Annotated in this window: 12 protein-coding genes, 6 tRNA genes and 1 rRNA gene; 2 read left to right on the top strand and 17 right to left on the bottom strand. The window is 37.2% G+C overall.

Translation table 11 applies throughout. The features are described 5' to 3' along the window. Positions 1–115: 115 nt before the first annotated feature. Positions 116–1135 carry an ABC transporter substrate-binding protein gene (locus G4D63_RS19370; RefSeq protein ID WP_163181716.1) on the bottom strand — a complete coding sequence of 340 codons (1020 nt, stop codon included), beginning with the start codon at positions 1133–1135 and terminating at the stop codon, positions 116–118. A gap of 279 nt (positions 1136–1414) precedes the next feature. Here G4D63_RS19370 and G4D63_RS19365 point away from each other — a divergent pair, with 279 nt between their 5' ends. Further along, positions 1415–2803, top strand: a complete 1389-nt coding sequence (locus G4D63_RS19365; protein WP_163181715.1) for a tetratricopeptide repeat protein — start codon at positions 1415–1417, stop codon at positions 2801–2803. A gap of 114 nt (positions 2804–2917) precedes the next feature. Here G4D63_RS19365 and G4D63_RS19360 read toward each other — a convergent pair whose 3' ends face one another. The 8 genes from G4D63_RS19360 to sigW form a co-directional block, all read right to left on the bottom strand. Further along, positions 2918–3337 (bottom strand): universal stress protein, encoded by a 420-nt coding sequence (locus tag G4D63_RS19360; RefSeq protein ID WP_163181765.1) that lies wholly within the window; start codon positions 3335–3337, stop codon positions 2918–2920. Between the two features lie 16 nt (positions 3338–3353). After that, positions 3354–4802 carry a SulP family inorganic anion transporter gene (locus tag G4D63_RS19355; RefSeq protein WP_163181714.1) on the bottom strand — a complete coding sequence of 483 codons (1449 nt, stop codon included), beginning with the start codon at positions 4800–4802 and terminating at the stop codon, positions 3354–3356. Between the two features lie 132 nt (positions 4803–4934). Further along, complete coding sequence (glmS, locus tag G4D63_RS19350) at positions 4935–6740, bottom strand: glutamine--fructose-6-phosphate transaminase (isomerizing) (RefSeq protein ID WP_163181713.1); 1806 nt, start codon at positions 6738–6740, stop codon at positions 4935–4937. A 424-nt stretch (positions 6741–7164) separates the two neighbouring features. Then, positions 7165–8511 carry a phosphoglucosamine mutase gene (glmM, locus tag G4D63_RS19345; protein WP_163181712.1) on the bottom strand — a complete coding sequence of 449 codons (1347 nt, stop codon included), beginning with the start codon at positions 8509–8511 and terminating at the stop codon, positions 7165–7167. Between the two features lie 28 nt (positions 8512–8539). Beyond that, on the bottom strand, positions 8540–9772 hold the full coding sequence (locus G4D63_RS19340) for a CdaR family protein (protein WP_163181711.1): 1233 nt from the start codon (positions 9770–9772) through the stop codon (positions 8540–8542). Beyond that, complete coding sequence (gene cdaA / locus G4D63_RS19335; RefSeq protein ID WP_163181710.1) at positions 9765–10586, bottom strand: diadenylate cyclase CdaA; 822 nt, start codon at positions 10584–10586, stop codon at positions 9765–9767. The genes G4D63_RS19340 and cdaA overlap by 8 nt, the downstream gene beginning before the upstream one ends. Positions 10587–10807: 221 nt before the next feature. Continuing rightward, positions 10808–11428, bottom strand: a complete 621-nt coding sequence (locus G4D63_RS19330) for an anti-sigma factor family protein (RefSeq protein WP_163181709.1) — start codon at positions 11426–11428, stop codon at positions 10808–10810. 18 nt (positions 11429–11446) lie between these two features. Next, complete coding sequence (gene sigW, locus G4D63_RS19325) at positions 11447–12010, bottom strand: RNA polymerase sigma factor SigW (protein WP_163181708.1); 564 nt, start codon at positions 12008–12010, stop codon at positions 11447–11449. Positions 12011–12184: 174 nt separating this feature from the next. On the opposite strand from sigW, the gene G4D63_RS19320 reads away from it, so the two are divergent. Continuing rightward, positions 12185–12343: an aspartyl-phosphate phosphatase Spo0E family protein gene (locus G4D63_RS19320; RefSeq protein ID WP_239586030.1), complete on the top strand. Its 159-nt coding sequence runs from the start codon at positions 12185–12187 to the stop codon at positions 12341–12343. A gap of 34 nt (positions 12344–12377) precedes the next feature. On the opposite strand, the gene rocF is transcribed toward G4D63_RS19320, so the two are convergent. From rocF to rrf, 8 genes are all read right to left on the bottom strand, one after another. After that, positions 12378–13283, bottom strand: a complete 906-nt coding sequence (rocF, locus tag G4D63_RS19315; protein ID WP_204559204.1) for an arginase — start codon at positions 13281–13283, stop codon at positions 12378–12380. Positions 13284–13535: 252 nt separating this feature from the next. After that, positions 13536–13608: transfer RNA gene (locus G4D63_RS19310), tRNA-Lys, on the bottom strand. Between the two features lie 131 nt (positions 13609–13739). After that, positions 13740–13814: transfer RNA gene (locus G4D63_RS19305), tRNA-Gln, on the bottom strand. 58 nt (positions 13815–13872) lie between these two features. Continuing rightward, positions 13873–13948, bottom strand: a tRNA-Val gene (locus G4D63_RS19300). 63 nt (positions 13949–14011) lie between these two features. Then, positions 14012–14083 (bottom strand) — tRNA-Glu (locus G4D63_RS19295). Between the two features lie 12 nt (positions 14084–14095). Further along, a tRNA-Thr gene (locus G4D63_RS19290) sits at positions 14096–14172 on the bottom strand. Position 14173: 1 nt separating this feature from the next. Further along, a tRNA-Asn gene (locus G4D63_RS19285) sits at positions 14174–14248 on the bottom strand. A gap of 51 nt (positions 14249–14299) precedes the next feature. After that, a 5S ribosomal RNA gene (rrf, locus tag G4D63_RS19280) occupies positions 14300–14396 on the bottom strand; the annotation flags it as partial.

The following is a 14396-nucleotide window of genomic DNA, read 5'->3' as shown; positions in this document are numbered from 1 at the left end:
AATTCCTCTTTCATTACTTTGTCGTTCTTATAAATATAATAAAATATTAATTGAGAGATAGAAACAAAAAAAGGAGAAAGATTAACTCCTTCTCCTATCCTTTGTTGCATTTAAATTATTTTTCTAGCCCAAATCTGTCATAAATATCGTCTAACATTAAATTAGCTGCTAAGATACCACCAGCCATATTCCATGTTACTACATCTACTTCATAAACTTGATTTGCCTTTACAGCATCAAGGTTCTTCCATAACGGATGACTAGTCCACTCTTCATAAGTTTTCTGTACAGCTGGATCATTTTCATTAAAGATATAGAACACATCTGCATTCATTTCGGTAATACTTTCTTTATCATTTAGCATGGTTACAGCATCTTCGATTTGTTGGTTCTCTGGACGTGTAAATCCAACTTCTGCTAAAACAGATCCTGCAAAGCCTGTGTTATAGATTCGTGCATGGTCAGGTCTAAAGTTAAGAACTGAGACATTCACTGGCCATTTGTCACCTAGTTTTTCCTGAAGTTTTGTAGAAAGATCAGCTACACGATTATCCCAATTTGCAAGAATTTCTTCTGCCTTTTCTTCTTGATTCATTGCTTGACCCATTAACTCAACCGTTTCCTTGTACATGAATACAGTTTCATGTGCTACAGTTGGAGCAATTTCAGATAATTGTGCATACACTTCTTCATGACGTAACTTTGATGCGATAATTAAATCAGGCTTTAACTTAGCAATTTCCTCTAAGTTTGGTTGTGTTTCGTCACCAACAAGAGTAACTCCTTCTAAATCCGCTTTAAGATACTCATAGATTTTAGGATCTTCTGGTAACCAAGCATTTACTGCCCCTACTGGTGTTACACCAAATGCGATGGCAGCATCAGTAGCACCTTGGTATAAGGTAACGATCTTTTTTGGAGTTCCTTCAATCGTTGTTGTTCCTAATGCATGTGTAATTTCACGAACATCACTTGCTTCTGTTTCTTCTGTCGTTTCACTTTGTGTTTCCGTCTCAGTCTCTTCTGTTGTTTCAGCTTGATTGCCACAACCGACTAGAAAGATACTAAAGCAAAGTAAAAGAGCAATAAGTGAAAATAGTTTCTTCTTTCCTAAAAAATATGTAATAGATGACACGTTATATTCCCCCTAAATGGTAATGATAATTATTATCAACAAATAGGATTATATATCAAAACTTATATGGAAGCAATACTTAATTGAGAATAAATTTCATTGTTTTAACAAATAAATGCGATTTGAAATTTAACGTTTCAATTTGCATGCCCAACATTATTTCCCAAAAAATATTTCCTGTTGAACTTAAATGTTAAGTCCTTATGTACTCTACCCTAATTTTTCATTACACTCCACCAATGATATAATATAGAAAATGATAATAAAAGGAGATACGATATGACTAAAGAGCAAGAGCACCAGCAACTATGCTTGAAAAATGGTCAAAAACTAAAAATCTACGGTCTCTATCTATTTCAAGGTTTTGAAGTTATGGAAGCCTATACCATTGAGGATGATGAGTGTTATTACCTATTCTTCTATAAAGATCAATTTCTAACTGGTAAAAACACACCAAAGATGAAACGTAAATCAATCCTAAGGGATGTAATAACCAAAGGCATTTTCCTCCCTAGCCCACACCCTGTCATTCAATCATTATTAACTATTAATTCTATTCAAACATTTCCTACAATCAAACAAACTTGGATGCTTATTAAGCAGAAATACGAGCAAGTTGAATCCGCACACATTCTCACCCTTTTTGACTCCTATGTAAAAAAAGAGACCATTATTTCCTCGTTGAAAGAGATCTGTCTACAATTCCGTAGGGATGGGAAATTTCTAAAGGCTTTCCGAATGCTCCACCTCATCTTAAATAAATATCCAAATAACCAGTGGGCTCAGTCGCTTATTACTCATATCGATTATCAAAAATATTCCCTACAATATCATTCAGAAATAGAGACACTGCTACATTCTGATCCCCTATATGCAGAAAACCAGCTCTATTTACAGCTGTCTTCTTTATACGATGTTAACCTTCTCCAGACTAAACTACACACTGAATCCAGGTATTTAGAAAATCTCGTTCTATATTGTCACCTGCTTACCTTTGATTCTGAAAACTTCGACGATCATCTTTCCCATTTAATGATTACTACTAAGCATTTAGAAATAGATACTCTTTCTCTTCTCTATTCTATTCACAGGCAAACTAAGGTAAATCAAGAGCAAATACAAAGTCTTATTCTTTCTCAACTATTGGAACAAAATCAAATTGAAGAGGCCCTCCTCTTTTTAACAGAGACAAATGAACCATTTACACCTAGACAAATAGATCAACTTATTATGATTGTTAACCAGCTAAAATCCACCTTTATATTGTCCTTTGATCAGTTTAAGTCCCAACACCTTATCCACGGGAACGTCCACCAACTAGAGAGCTTGTTACAGTCCCTACTCCCACGGCTATTTCAATATCACGATATTAGCTATATTTATAAATGGTTTCAACCATTATTCGATCGACCATTGCTCGTGATTAATCATATCCAAACCATGTATAAAATTAGAGAAGACCCCGAACAACAGCACGTAATGGGTGAGTTATATTATAAAGTACATCAACTGCCACAAGCGCTTGAATGTTTTCTCTGGGACCTAGAATTAAACCCTACAAATCCTCACTCTATCAAATGGCTCACAAAATTGTATCATGAGCTAGGGATGGTAGAAGAGGCAAAGTCTTACCGATATTTATATAAACAGGTCCAAAAAAGTTCGTAGCATTTTGAATACAATATAAAAAGATTCTAGTTAACCTAGAATCTTTTTTGGCATTTTTTTATTTTGCTTTTTTAAATAGCAGACCAGTTTAAAAGAGCTACTACCTCAAAAGCCTTATTTTACTATTAGTACTGGGCAATTGGCATGTTTTGCAACTTTATGACTAACGCTCCCTAAAACAAACTCTTGTAGCTTATTAAGCCCTCTGCTTCCAATCACTGCAATATCAGCATCAGATTTATTAATATAATCAACAATAACTGGACCAGGCTCACCATGAAGGACTTTAATCTCATATGTTACTCCGGCTTCCTTTGCTTGCCTTTCAACATCCTTCATTCTTTCTTTCCGTGAATCATTGATTTCAATAGAATTCCAGTTAGCTAATACATCCGATTTAGCACGCTCTGCATTTACCACATAAATGACTTCAATCATTGATCCAGGTGTACAAGTTGCTATATGAATGGCATTCTCAGCAGCCCGCTTGGAATGTTCAGAACCATCTGTAGCTAATACAATCTTTTTATACACTTCCATCACCCATCCTTTAATGCGAGCTTAATTTATTGGCTAGTTTTCCAACTAATTCAGTACTATCTTCATTTAACCCTGTTACCTCTACCTGTATTCCATTTGATTCAAATTTTGAAACTACTTTATCTACTGCTGCAACTGCCGAGTCATCCAAAATATGAGAACGACTTAAATTAATTTCCACCTTTTGAACCTCTTCTTTATAATCAAATATAGTCATCAGTTCCGTTACTGATGCAAAGAAGAGTTCTCCTTTTACTTCATATATTCTTATATTCCCATCTAGCTTACTGTCTACACGTACTCTTGAAATTTTAGACACAAAGAAAATTGCACTAAGTAAAATACCAGTGAATACCCCGATTGCTAGGTTATGAGTAAAAACAACCGCTAAAACCGTAACAACCATTACAATTGCATCACTTCTTGGTACTAGATTTAACGTTCGTAAGGAATTCCAATCAAATGTACTGATAGAAACCATGATCATAACACCTGCCAATGCAGCCATAGGTATTTGAACAACAATATCCCCAAGTACAACAATTAAGAACATTAGGAATACACCGGCTACTAAGGCCGAAAGCCGTCCTCTGCCTCCTGATTTTACATTAATGACAGATTGCCCAATCATCGCACATCCAGCCATTCCTCCAAAAAAGCCTGTTATAATGTTGGCGATCCCCTGACCTCTACTCTCAACATTCTTATCACTATCTGAGTCTGTCATATCATCCACAATTGTAGCTGTTAATAATGACTCCAATAATCCAACAACAGCAAGAGCCAAAGAATAAGGGAAAATGATTATAATTGTTTCAAACGATAGAGGAATACTTGGTATAAAAAATTGTGGGAGAGTCTGAGTAATCGTTCCCATCTCTCCTACTGTTCTAACTCCATAGTTCATGAAAATGGATAAAGCCGTTATCACTACAATCGCGACTAATGTCGAAGGCACTGCTTTTATAAAATAAGGAAATAAGTATATAATCGCTAGAGTTAGTCCCACAAGCGCAAACATTATCCACTGTTCTCCAACAAAATGCTGCAATTGAGATGTGAAAATCATAATAGCTAATGCATTTACAAATCCAACCATAACTGATCTCGGGATAAACTTCATATATCTGGCTAATTTAAAAATCCCAAACAGGATCTGAATAATTCCTGTTAGTATGGTAGCAGCTAAAAGGTATTGAAGCCCGTAATCTGCTACTAAATCAATAAAAAGTAATGCCATGGCACCAGTAGCTGCTGAAATCATTCCTGGCCTACCACCTACAAAGGCAATCACTACTGCAATTGTAAATGAGGCATATAAACCTACCATCGGATCAACACCAGCAATAATTGAAAAAGCAATAGCTTCAGGAATTAATGCAAGCGCTACAACTATACCAGAAAGGACATCTCCCTTCACATTCCCAAACCACGATTGTTTATAAGATAGTCGTTCCATTGGTACTCCTCCTTTCTGATTTAGTTTGAACTATTTAGAAGAAACTCATTAATAGCAGAATATGATGAATTAGCATTCAAAATAAAAAAACCAGTAGGAACAGGAATTGTTCTTACTGGTTTTTCAATCTATTTATTCAACTGTTACACTCTTAGCTAAGTTTCTTGGCTTATCAACATCACATTCTCTGTGAAGTGCTGCATAGTAAGAAATAAGCTGTACTGGAATAACGGACAATAATGGTGTAAACAACTCATGAACGTCTGCAGAAATTACATAACGGTCATCTTCCTCATTTAAGCCTTTCATGGAGATAATACAAGGATTTGCTCCACGAGCTACTACCTCTTTTACATTTCCACGGATTCCTAGGTTTACAATTTCTTGAGTTGCTAGAGCGATAATTGGTGTTCCTTCTTCAATAAGCGCAATGGTACCATGCTTTAACTCTCCACCTGCAAAACCTTCTGCTTGGATATAAGAGATCTCTTTTAGTTTAAGAGCACCTTCCATCCCTACATAATAGTCGATTCCACGCCCAATAAAGAAGCAGTTACGTGTAGTAGATAAATACTCACGAGCAATCTTTTCCATCTCTTCTTTATCATCACAAAGTGTTTCCATTGCACTTGCAACGATTCCAAGCTCTTTACTTAAGTCAAAGCTAATTTCAATTCCTTTTGCTCTTGCTGCATCACGAGCTAGGATTGAAAGAACTGCTACTTGAGCCGTATATGCTTTAGTAGAAGCTACAGCAATTTCAGGACCTGCATGTAATAGAAGTGTAAAATCTGCTTCACGCGAAAGAGTAGAGCCTTGAACATTCGTAATTGTTAATGCCTTATAACCCATTTCTTTAACTTGAACCAATACAGCACGACTATCTGCAGTTTCACCACTCTGTGATATAAAGATAAATAATGGTTTACCAGATAGTAATGGCATATTGTAAGAGAATTCACTTGAGATATGAACCTCAACCGGAATTTGTGCTATTTTTTCAATATATTGCTTACCTAATAAACCTGCATGGTAGCTAGTTCCCGCTGCAATGATATAAACTCGATCTGTATCAACCATTGCTTGACGGATTTCTTCATCAACGGTAAGTTCACCGTTGTCATTTCGATAGTTACCGATAATTTTACGAAGCACCGCTGGTTGTTCATCAATTTCTTTTAACATGTAGTGAGGGTATGTTCCTTTTTCGATATCACTAGCATCAAGCTCTGCTGTGTAAGGTGCACGCTCAACTACACGTCCCTCTAGGGTCTTAATAGTAACGGATTCACGAGTTACGATTACAATCTCTTTATCCATAAGCTCAACGTATTGATTGGTTACTTGTAGCATAGCCATAGCATCACTTGCTACTACATTAAAATCATCACCTAAACCAACAAGTAATGGACTTTTATTTTTTGCAACATAGATCGTATTTTGGTCTTGATTATCTAGAAGTGCTATAGCATACGAGCCCTTTAATAACTTTAGTGTTTCTTTAAAAGCATCCTCAATCTGATGACCATCATTTACAAACTTCTCAATCAGTTGAACCACAATCTCCGTATCTGTATCACTTTTGAAAGAAACTCCGTCTAAATAATCACGCTTTAAGTGGTTATAGTTCTCAATTACTCCATTATGAACTAACGTAAAACGCTCTGAGCTACTTTGATGTGGGTGAGCGTTAACCTTGCTTGGTACTCCATGTGTTGCCCAACGCGTATGCCCAATTCCTACAGGAGCAATTACAGCTTCATCCACTGCCTCACGTAATGTTGCAATACGACCTTTTTCCTTGAAAACTTGAACTCCATTTTCATTAACGACTGCAATTCCTGCTGAATCATAGCCACGGTATTCAAGCTTTTCAAGTCCTCGTAATAAAATCTCTTTTGAATCCTGCTTACCAATATATCCTACTATTCCGCACATACTGTACTTCCTCCCTAGAGGGGCATGGAAGTGGGGCCCCATGCCCCTTTCTAATGATTTATTTTAGTTAATTAAGTTTAAATCATTGTCAAACCCTTACACTTTGTTCAGAAAGTCACCTCTCTGTTTTTAAGTAAAGATTTACGGCTGTGACATCAGCCGGGAGGTATCCGCCGAAACTTCGATAAGCCTCCTCCTCGTCAACTAAACCATCTCTCTTAGGTTTAGTTCAGGCGCTTTTAAGTTAAGTCTAAACCTTACAATCCACCTTTCTCTATTCTGAATCAAAATCCACAAAAGTAATCATACACAGAAAAAGGTGGACCGTCAACCAAAATCCATTATTTTACTGTAACCATAAAGAAAATACGCATGAGAGGTTCCTTCACTTCCACTCATGCATATTTTGGTTTATGTGATTACTCTATTCAATTCCCATTTCTTTTGTGACAACAGCTGCTATTTTATCCACTATTTGGCGACAAACTTCCTCAGTAGGTGCCTCTGCCATCACTCTTACAAGCGACTCAGTTCCTGATGGACGCACTAGAATGCGCCCATTTCCATTCATTCCCGCTTCAACTTCTTTGATCGTATTTACGATTTCCTCATTTTCAATTACTTTATATTTATCTCTAACCTTTACATTCACTAAAATTTGTGGAAACTTCACCATTTCACTTGCTAACTGAGAAAGTGATTTCTTAGTTTGTTTCATGATGTTTACAAGTTGAATAGCTGACAGCATTCCATCACCAGTCGTATTATAGTCTAAGAAAATGATATGGCCTGATTGCTCTCCGCCAAGGTTATATCCGCCTTTTTTCATTTCTTCTACCACATAACGGTCTCCAACAGCCGTTTGTATGCTTTTTACTTCTGATTCTTCTAATCCTTTATAAAACCCTAGGTTACTCATTACTGTGGAAACTACAGTTTGGTGTTTTAATTTACCTTGTGTCTTCATATACTTAGCACAGATGAACATAATCTGGTCACCATCAACAATCTGACCTTTTTCGTCAACTGCAATCAATCGATCTCCATCTCCGTCAAACGCAAGGCCGACATCGGCATTCTTTTCAATTACCATACTCGCTAGCTTCTCTGGATGTGTTGACCCAACACCATCGTTAATATTTAAACCGTTCGGCGAATTTCCCATAGTAGAGATGTCAGCATCTAAATCAGCAAACAAATGCATAGCAAGAGATGAAGTTGCGCCATGCGCGCAATCTAGTGCCACATGAAGGCCAGAGAAATCATCATCAACTGTTTGTTTTAGATATTGTAAATATTTTTGGCCGCCTTCAAAATAATCATTAACTTGACCGAGGTCTCCACCTATTGGTCGAGGTAGAGTATCTACCTCTTGATCTAGTAGGCCTTCTATTTCTTTTTCCTGTTCATCTGAGAGCTTGAAGCCATCTGCTCCAAAAAACTTAATCCCATTATCCTCTACAGGGTTATGTGAAGCTGATATCATTACTCCAGCTTGTGCTCCCAACGCTTTTGTTAAATATGCGACCCCTGGAGTCGAGATGACACCTAAACGCATAACTTCCGCCCCGATAGACAAAAGTCCAGCAACTAATGCTCCTTCTAACATATGACCCGATATACGAGTGTCTCTTCCAATTAATACTTTCGGACGCTGTTTATCTTTTGTTAGTACATATCCACCAAAACGTCCTAGTTTAAAGGCTAATTCAGGTGTTAACTGACTATTTGCAATTCCACGTACTCCATCAGTACCAAAATATTTACCCATTATATATTCGCTCCTTCATGGACTATCTTCATTCGTTATTTGTTATATCTACAGTTGCCTTATTAGTAGAAAGACTCCATTTCACATTTGTTGGTCCATTTACCGATATATCTACCTCATGCTGACCACTGCCTAGGTTACTTACATCAACATATATATCTAAGTCTGTTTCATCAACTTCTGTCAATACTGAGGGTGCTCCAATCAACTCAATATTAACCGTACCACCTTCGGGGGATAAAAACCCTCCCTTAAGTGCAGTAGGTAAACCAATCACTTTGATCGGGAGATTGGTTAACGTACGTATTTCATTCCGCTCAACTTTTACGACAACTGGAACGGTTTTTGGTACAAGATCCTCTACACCCTTTGGAATTGGTATTTCAACATTGAGTGTGGTATCTGCAACTACTCCTGAAACATCAACCTCAATATTTTCTATAGCTTCAATTTTATCAATGACTTCTTTAGGTCCAAAAATGGTGAGCTCATTTATTGGGGTTTCTATAGCGACAACACTAAATCCATCTTCTACATTTCCTTGTGATATGAAGGATATTGGGACTATCTTATTAGGACTTAAAATATTTACTTCAACAGAGACAACCTCTGGTTCAACCTCAACAGATAACCTGTTTCCATCGCTATCATAAACAGCAACTGTTGCCTCTGTATCAATTTTTTCACTAGCTCCTTGTAAATCAACAATCGCCTTAACCAAGGCAATTCGATCTACCTGATCTTTTGCCCCAACAACCTTTACATTTTTGGGGCTTATGATGGCCTCATCTAGAGTGTAACCTTCCTCTAATTCATTGATATAATCTACTTCAACTGAAAATTCCTTCTCGACCCTTTCATGAATCGTAACAGTCACAAATGTAGGATTAATGGTAACATCTACTGTATCAGTTACATCTCTATATTGAACCTGAACCTGGTGAGTACCTGGCTCAAGGTTTTCTAAATTAACAAATACCTCAATTGAACGTTGTAATTTCACAGGTTGAACAGCACTTCTAGGTCCCTCTAAAGTTACTGACACTTGTTGTGGTAACCCCGTTACTACATATTTATCACTATCATAATAAGCTTCAAGTGGTATTTCTGTGAGTGTTTCTGTTTCGGATGTAACAACTGGGAATGAAAAAGGATCTGTTTGCTGTGTTTGTGTTTCAATATTTACGGAAGTATATAGCATGAGCGCTAGCATTAATGCGATTATTCTCATAAACCAACGATTGTTCATAAACTTATCCATTTTTCTTCACCCTCCAAGTCCAAAGAGGTGATGAGTTTGTCTTTGCCGGTGATAAAAATTCTCTAGTTAACATCTCTTTCATCACTTCTTGAGTGATATCTCGATGTAGTTCACCGTTCTTCGTCAAGGATACACTTCCCGTTTCTTCTGAAACCGCAATAGTAATACTATCTGTAACCTCACTTATACCTAGTGCGGCTCGGTGCCTTGTCCCTAGTTCCTTTGAAATAAAAGGACTTTCTGAAAGAGGTAAATAGCAAGCAGCCGCAGCAACTTGTTGCTTTTGGATAATCACAGCTCCATCATGCAAAGGGGTATTTGGGATAAAGATATTGATTAATAATTCAGACGTAACCTTTGCGTTTAATGGGATTCCTGTCTCGATATAATCACCCATACCTGTTTCTCGCTCAATAGAGAGTAAAGCACCTATACGACGCTTTGCCATATAAAAGGTTGCTTTTATAATCGCATCTATCTGTTGTACTTGCTCTTCTTCTTCATCAATAGAATTTCTCGCGAAAATTTTCCCGCGTCCTAGTTGTTCTAATGCACGTCTAAGCTCTGGTTGGAAAATAATGATGATAGCCAAAAATCCCCATGTTAAAGCTTGATCCATCAACCACTGTAATGTATGTAGTCCTAAAAAGCTACTTAAGATTCGAACTACGATGATCACGGTGATTCCCTTTAATAGCTGTACCGCCTTTGTTCCCCTGACAACCATAATGAGCTTATATATAACAAACCAGACAAGGAGAATGTCTATGATGTTACCTAAGTAATTTAGGATTGGGAATTCTCCTACTGACATTCTTACACTTCCTTCATTTTAAATTTATTAGAGATTCGATAACAGGCTGCTTTTAAAAATGTAAAAATGAATTTTAAAATTTATGTATGACAAATGAAAGAAAGAAAACCTCATCTGAGATTAACTCTTCTAAAGTATTCATGTTAATATTATTTTCCAAATACATTATACCATATTACTTATTTAAGACATAAGAGGAGCCATCTATAATTGATGGCCCCTTAATTAGATGATGAAAACACACTTACAGTTTCCTTAACGCCCTTTTTAATATGATGCCAAATCCATTCAAACATCTGATCTATCTCTTCCACTTCACCTGTAACTGTTCCTGCAGATGCCAAGTATTGATTTCCATTGATAACAGTTACATCTCCTCTAATTTCTCCCTCAATTTTAAGATCACCATTTTTCACGACTAAATCACCATCTATTACAGTTCCTTTAGGAACAATAACTGTATTTTCTTCAATTCGAAGGTTTGGGTGTTTAGATACCACCAACTCTTGATCTCCACTCCACATCGTAAATAAGCTACCCATCATTAGAAAGCTAAATACAGCAGCTGCTGTAAATAACGGATGAACCTTTAACCACCTTTTTACCTTCACTGTTTTCTTCTCCTGAGGAAGTCTTGCCATTAGCTTTTCGGTGAAGTTTGACGGGGCATGTATATGTGAAGTACTTTGTACGAGTGCAAGGGTCTTTTTTAATTCATGAAAATGCTGATGACAATCCTGACATTCTGCTAAATGATCTCTTAATTCTTTTTCATGTTCTTTGGACAAATCCTCATCCAAATAATCATGCATATATTCAACGTATTTAGAATCGCAATTCATACCTCTACTCACCTCACTCTAAACTTCTTTTAATGTTTTTCTAAGTGCTTCTCTTCCCCGATGCATTCGAGTTTTTATGGTACTAATGGGAAGGTCCAATATATGACTAATCTCCTTCAAAGACAATTCTTCAATGTATTTTAATACGATTACCGCTCTATATTTATCCGGCAACTTCAGAATCTCTTCTTGTACTGTTTGCTGAAGCTCTAGGCTTTCTACTTCGTCCTCAGGTGTATTCCCCTCTGCCGCAAGCTGAGAATACATCGTTAACCCATCGGTACCCTTAACTTCTGCATCTAAAAACACATCCGGCTTCTTCTTCCTGATTCTATCAATAGATAGGTTCGTCGCTATTCGATATAACCAAGTTGAAAACTTTTTGTCCATGTGATAGCTATCTATATTGATATAGGCTCGAATAAAAGCTTCTTGCGCAAGATCTTCTGCTTCATGGATATTCCCAATCATCCGATAACATAATTGAAATACCTTATCCTTATAGATCTCTACAATCTCGCTATAAGCATTTTGATCTCCAGCTTTAACTTGCTTAATTCTATTTTTTATAAGTGTCTCCATTCATTTTACCCCCGCGCTCATTGCGGCTTCTATTCTATACGAAAATAATTAGAAAAGGTTTCAAAAAAATTTTCCTTTTTTATTTTAACAATAAATAGTCAATAAATGTTTAAAAGTTTAAAATATTGGATATAGAAAAGAAAGGACAAAATAAATATTGAAAGGATGAAGACCATGTCAAAAGAAACTATGTATATTGCTAGTATTGAAAAATCCCGAAAGGAACTCCTTGAGCTAGCTTCAAAGTCTGCTTTGTCTTCACCTGAAGTGGTTAAAGCCAGTGTAACTCTTGATACTATCTTAAATAATTATGAAGAATATAAAAAACAGTAAACTTTTATAGTTTACTGTTTTTAATTGATCTATTTTATTTTAGTTTTTCTCCAAATAAAGAGCCCATTAATGCAACTGCTACAGAGGCAGTTTTATTTTTATCATCTAATATTGGGTTAACCTCAACAAATTCTGCTGACGTAATTAATTTTGCTTCTTCTAACATCTCCATCGCTAAATGGCTTTCACGGTAGCTAATCCCCCCAATAACAGGAGTTCCTACACCTGGTGCGTCATGTGGATCTAAACCATCTAAATCTAGCGATAAATGAACCCCGTCCGTGCGCTCCGATAGATATTTAATGGTTTCTTCCATGACAGCTGTCATACCCATACGATCAATTTCATGCATGGTATATACCTTAATACCTTTTTCTTTTATAAGAACCTTTTCACCATCATCTAGTGATCTAGCACCAATAATAACGATATTTTCCGGTTTAACCTTAGGGCAGTAACCACCAATGTTTGTTAAAGTAGGATGACCGATACCAAGACTAGCTGCTAGTGGCATCCCATGTATATTTCCGGATGGTGATGTCTCAGCAGTATTTAAGTCTCCATGTGCATCATACCAAATGACTCCTAAGTTTTCATAATGCTTAGAAACACCTGCTAGTGTACCGATTGCAATACTATGATCTCCCCCTAGTACTAATGGAAAACGACCATTGGAGATAATCTCTCCGACAGTATTTGCTAATGTTTCACTTGCCTCTGCAACTGCCTTTAAGTTTCTAAGGTTATCTACTGATTTTACTGATAAACGCTCAGGTCGACCTATTTGAATATCTCCTAAGTCATCGATCTCGTAATTTAATTCCTCTAAACGCTCTACGACACCAGCATATCTGATTCCACTCGGTCCCATATCTACACCACGACGTGCTTGACCTAAGTCCATTGGAACTCCGACAATTGACATTTGTTTTTTATCCATTTTATAATTCCCCCCATTATTTTCTCTAACTCTATTTTATCGTTAAACATAGCAATGACTCAACTCGACATAATTATGTATATATATTCGCTTTTAGATTGAAAGCTCTACCTCTAAAATAGTGACTTAGAGTTAAATTTCTCAGGAAGAATGATAAAAAACTCTTTTATTTTTATCTTCATAGTAAACAACTAAATATAAAACATTTTTACACAAATAAAAAAAGCAAGAAAGGATTCTTGCTTTTCGTGATGAGCCATGAAGGACTCGAACCTTCGACCCTCTGATTAAAAGTCAGATGCTCTACCGACTGAGCTAATGGCTCATATAAAAGAAATTGTTCGAGCTAAATTTCACTTTAGCTATAGACATCCCAATCACAGATTGGTACGCTGATGATCATTCATTGAAGCCTACTCGATCGTGCTCTACCGACTGAGCTAATGGCTTAAAAAATGGCTGGGCTAGCTGGATTCGAACCAACGCATGACGGAGTCAAAGTCCGTTGCCTTACCGCTTGGCTATAGCCCAATATGTATTTCTAATACAACTTATAAGGTAAGATATTTTCACTAACGTGAAAAATCTATGGTGGAGGATGACGGGATCGAACCGCCGACCCCCTGCTTGTAAGGCAGGTGCTCTCCCAGCTGAGCTAATCCTCCATTAAAGGAAAGAGAGAGGTAAAAGTGAGTTTTTTTAACAAACTTTTACATCTCCCATCGTGATGACCCATACGGGATTCGAACCCGTGTTACCGCCGTGAAAGGGCGGTGTCTTAACCGCTTGACCAATGGGCCTCAATCAAACTCTGGAGCTTCCAACCGGGCTCGAACCGGTGACCTCTTCCTTACCATGGAAGTGCTCTACCTGACTGAGCTATGGAAGCATGGCTCCACCAGTAGGATTCGAACCTACGACCCTTCGGTTAACAGCCGAATGCTCTACCGCTGAGCTATGGTGGAATAATAAAAGTGTATTTCTATATGCTACCTCTAGCTATATGAAATAAGATAGCTTGGCGACGTCCTACTCTCACAGGGGCAATGCCCCAACTACCATCGGCGCTGAAGAGCTTAACTTCCGTGTTCGGAATGGGAACGGGTGTGACCT

It is taken from the genome of Bacillus mesophilus (genome assembly GCF_011008845.1).
Lineage (GTDB): Bacteria > Bacillota > Bacilli > Bacillales > SA4 > Bacillus_BS > Bacillus_BS mesophilus.
This window is presented reverse-complemented; position numbering and strand designations above follow the sequence as displayed.

Coding starts and splice junctions, on each gene's coding strand:
- G4D63_RS19365 (WP_163181715.1), top strand. CDS start 1,415: ATGACTAAAGAGCAAGAGCACCAGCAACTATGCTTGAAAAATGGTCAA.
- G4D63_RS19355 (WP_163181714.1), bottom strand. CDS start 4,802: ATGGAACGACTATCTTATAAACAATCGTGGTTTGGGAATGTGAAGGGA.
- glmM (WP_163181712.1), bottom strand. CDS start 8,511: ATGGGTAAATATTTTGGTACTGATGGAGTACGTGGAATTGCAAATAGT.
- glmS (WP_163181713.1), bottom strand. CDS start 6,740: ATGTGCGGAATAGTAGGATATATTGGTAAGCAGGATTCAAAAGAGATT.
- G4D63_RS19340 (WP_163181711.1), bottom strand. CDS start 9,772: ATGGATAAGTTTATGAACAATCGTTGGTTTATGAGAATAATCGCATTA.
- G4D63_RS19320 (WP_239586030.1), top strand. CDS start 12,185: ATGTCAAAAGAAACTATGTATATTGCTAGTATTGAAAAATCCCGAAAG.
- G4D63_RS19330 (WP_163181709.1), bottom strand. CDS start 11,428: ATGAATTGCGATTCTAAATACGTTGAATATATGCATGATTATTTGGAT.
- cdaA (WP_163181710.1), bottom strand. CDS start 10,586: ATGTCAGTAGGAGAATTCCCAATCCTAAATTACTTAGGTAACATCATA.
- sigW (WP_163181708.1), bottom strand. CDS start 12,010: ATGGAGACACTTATAAAAAATAGAATTAAGCAAGTTAAAGCTGGAGAT.
- rocF (WP_204559204.1), bottom strand. CDS start 13,283: ATGGATAAAAAACAAATGTCAATTGTCGGAGTTCCAATGGACTTAGGT.